The organism is Micromonospora sp. WMMA1363 (genome assembly GCF_030345795.1).
Lineage (GTDB): Bacteria > Actinomycetota > Actinomycetes > Mycobacteriales > Micromonosporaceae > Micromonospora.
Map to the genome: position 1 here is coordinate 1 of NZ_JAUALB010000006.1, position 2,750 is coordinate 2,750.

Consider the following 2,750-nt stretch of genomic DNA (forward strand, 5'->3'; position numbering starts at 1 on the left):
GCAGGTAGGCCAGGAACGCCCGGTCGAGGCGTCGTCCTCGCGGGCCGGGGCGACCGGGCCGAGCGCGGCGACCGGCGTCCCACCGGCCGCGCCGGTCGCCGCATCAGGTATGCGGCGTTGCGGGCCCGGATCTCCTCGGAGCGGCGCACCTGCGTCAGCTCCTGCTCCAGGCCGGTGTACTGGTCCATCTCGTCGGTGGTGAGGTTGCGGGCCTCCGCGCCTTCGATCAGGGCGGTCATGTCCCGCTGGACGTCGTCGATGGTGCGCATGTCATCCCTTCCGGATCAGGTGTGCGCGGGCACGTGCCCTGATGATCTGGCTGTTACGGTCCTCCGGCTCCGGTCCGGATCGCTTTTGGTTTTGTTGCTGATCACCGCGTCGGCCAGTCCCGCGGCGACCGCCTCCGCGGCCGTGTACCAGGTGGTGCGGTCCATGGCGTCCAGCCAGGCATCGGCTGGCCCACCGGCCCGGGACTGGTAGATCTCGGCGATCGACCCGTCGAGTGACTCCAGTACGTCCGCGGTGTCCCGCAGGTCACGGGCGTCGCCGATCGCCAACCCGGACGCCCGGTGGATCATCATGCGGGCGGGTTGCTCGACGGCGATGTGGTCGGCTGCCATCGCCACCAGCGACGCCGCGGACGCCGCGACGCCGGTCACGGCGGCCTCGACCCGCGCCGGGTGGCCCTTGAGCGCGGAGTAGATGTCCATGCCGTCCCACACCAGACCACCTGGGAGTTGATCCGCAGGTCGATCACAGGGGCGGTGATGTCGTCGAGGGCGCGGACCAGTTCCCCGGCCGTGGTGTCCCACCCGATCGTGTCGTACACGTAGACCCGGGCCCGGTCCTCGGCCTGCCCGGTGATCCGGTACCAGCCCCGCGTCGACCCGTTCCCGGGGCGCGTATCCCCGTCGTTGCGGATCGCCAACGCTCGGGCCCGGTCCGCCAGCGCGGCAAGGTCAGACAGGCTCGCCGTCGGTTTCGGACTCGTCATCGGGGGTGTCCTCTCCGTCGATCGGGGCGAGGTTACGTAACGCCCGCGCCTCGTTACGGGTGATCAAACCGGCTTGCATTTGCTTGATGATCAGATCGATTTCGGTCTCCACGTTGGGCCTCTCCAGGCCCGCGAAGTCGAACTCGACCCACCGCTGGGCACCGAGCAGGCGCGACAGTCGTTGCTCGACACGGACCGTCCACGGCGACAACGTGAACCGCCCCAAACCCCGGTTCTGCTCGCTACCCCCGTCCCCCACGAGGTCTGCCTCTCCGTCTGCATGAGCAGGTGCGGGGGCACACCGAACCATCGCGCGACCTCCTCAAAACGGAGCTGACGGCGTCGATCGGCGGGTGGGAGAACGCCGGTCGATCGCGGTGGTCAACCGCCGGCTGAAGTTCTCCCCGTGGACCATGTCCGCCACTGACGCCCAGTTCCTGCAGTCACGTCAGTTCAGCGTCGAGGAGGTCGCGCGATGGTTCGGTGTGCCCCCGCACCTGCTCATGCAGACGGAGAGGCAGACCTCGTGGGGACGGGGGTAGCCGAGCAGAACCGGGGTTTGGGGCGGTTCACGTTGTCGCCGTGGACGGTCCGTGTCGAGCAACGACTGTCGCGCCTGCTCGGTGCCCAGCGGTGGGTCGAGTTCGACTTCGCGGGCCTGGAGAGGCCCAACGTGGAGACCGAAATCGATCTGATCATCAAGCAAATGCAAGCCGGTTTGATCACCCGTAACGAGGCGCGGGCGTTACGTAACCTCGCCCCGATCGACGGAGAGGACACCCCCGATGACGAGTCCGAAACCGACGGCGAGCCTGTCTGACCTTGCCGCGCTGGCGGACCGGCCCGAGCGTTGGCGATCCGCAACGACGGGGATACGCGCCCCGGGAACGGGTCGACGCGGGGCTGGTACCGATCACCGGCAGGCCGAGGACCGGGCCCGGTCTACGTGTACGACACGATCGGGTGGGACACCACGGCCGGGGAACTGGTCCGCGCCCTCGACGACATCACCGCCCCTGTGATCGACCTGCGGATCAACTCCCCAGGTGGTCTGGTGTGGGACGGCATGGACATCTACTCCGCGCTCAAGGGCCACCCGGCGCGGGTCGAGGCCGCCGTGACCGGCGTCGCGGCGTCCGCGGCGTCGCTGGTGGCGATGGCAGCCGACCACATCGCCGTCGAGCAACCCGCCCGCATGATGATCCACCGGCGTCCGGGTTGGCGATCGGCGACGCCCGTGACCTGCGGGACACCGCGGACGTACTGGAGTCACTCGACGGGTCGATCGCCGAGATCTACCAGTCCCGGCCGGTGGGCAGCCGATGCCTGGCTGGACGCCATGGACCGCACCACCTGGTACACGGCCGCGGAGGCGGTCGCCGCGGGACTGGCCGACGCGGTGATCAGCAACAAAACCAAAAGCGATCCGGACCCGGAGCCGGAGGACCGTAACAGCCAGATCATCAGGCACGTGCCCGCGCACACCTGATCCGGAAGGGATGACATGCGCACCATCGACGACGTCCAGCGGGACATGACCGCCCTGATCGAAGGCGCGGAGGCCCGCAACCTCACCACCGACGAGATGGACCAGTACACCGCCTGGAGCAGAGCTGACGCAGGTGCGCCGCTCCGAGGAGATCCGGGCCCGCAACGCCGCATACCTGATGCCGGCGACCGGCGCGGCCGGTGGGACGCCGGTCGCCGCGCTCGGCCCGGTCGCCCCGGCCCGCGAGGACGACGGCCTCGACCGGGC

General features: G+C 69.5%; 7 protein-coding genes. 3 read left to right on the top strand and 4 right to left on the bottom strand.

Annotated elements, in window-relative coordinates; all coding sequences use genetic code 11:
* From QTQ03_RS28775 to QTQ03_RS28790, 4 genes are all read right to left on the bottom strand, one after another.
* Window positions 1–269: hypothetical protein (locus tag QTQ03_RS28775; RefSeq protein WP_289281144.1), on the bottom strand; the 269-nt coding region annotated here is incomplete at its 3' end.
* Between the two features lie 15 nt (window positions 270–284).
* Entirely contained in the window at window positions 285–710 is a 426-nt protein-coding gene (locus QTQ03_RS28780) for a head maturation protease, ClpP-related (protein ID WP_289281145.1), read from the bottom strand.
* Window positions 656–994, bottom strand: coding sequence for a hypothetical protein (locus tag QTQ03_RS28785; RefSeq protein ID WP_289281146.1), 339 nt, complete (start codon window positions 992–994; stop codon window positions 656–658). Before QTQ03_RS28785 ends, QTQ03_RS28780 begins: the two co-directional genes overlap by 55 nt.
* A complete protein-coding gene (locus tag QTQ03_RS28790; protein ID WP_289281147.1) occupies window positions 960–1,253 on the bottom strand; it encodes a phage portal protein in 294 nt (97 codons plus the stop codon). Before QTQ03_RS28790 ends, QTQ03_RS28785 begins: the two co-directional genes overlap by 35 nt.
* 94 nt (window positions 1,254–1,347) lie before the next feature.
* Here QTQ03_RS28790 and QTQ03_RS28795 point away from each other — a divergent pair, with 94 nt between their 5' ends.
* The 3 genes from QTQ03_RS28795 (at window position 1,348) to QTQ03_RS28805 (ending at window position 2,483) form a co-directional block, all read left to right on the top strand.
* Window positions 1,348–1,536, top strand: a complete 189-nt coding sequence (locus QTQ03_RS28795) for a phage portal protein (RefSeq protein ID WP_289281148.1) — start codon at window positions 1,348–1,350, stop codon at window positions 1,534–1,536.
* Window positions 1,521–1,814, top strand: coding sequence for a phage portal protein (locus tag QTQ03_RS28800; RefSeq protein ID WP_289281149.1), 294 nt, complete (start codon window positions 1,521–1,523; stop codon window positions 1,812–1,814). Before QTQ03_RS28795 ends, QTQ03_RS28800 begins: the two co-directional genes overlap by 16 nt.
* 126 nt (window positions 1,815–1,940) lie before the next feature.
* Window positions 1,941–2,483: an ATP-dependent Clp protease proteolytic subunit gene (locus tag QTQ03_RS28805; RefSeq protein WP_289281150.1), complete on the top strand. Its 543-nt coding sequence runs from the start codon at window positions 1,941–1,943 to the stop codon at window positions 2,481–2,483.
* Window positions 2,484–2,750 lie beyond the last annotated feature (267 nt).

Coding starts and splice junctions, on each gene's coding strand:
- QTQ03_RS28780 (WP_289281145.1), bottom strand. CDS start 710: ATGGACATCTACTCCGCGCTCAAGGGCCACCCGGCGCGGGTCGAGGCC.
- QTQ03_RS28785 (WP_289281146.1), bottom strand. CDS start 994: ATGACGAGTCCGAAACCGACGGCGAGCCTGTCTGACCTTGCCGCGCTG.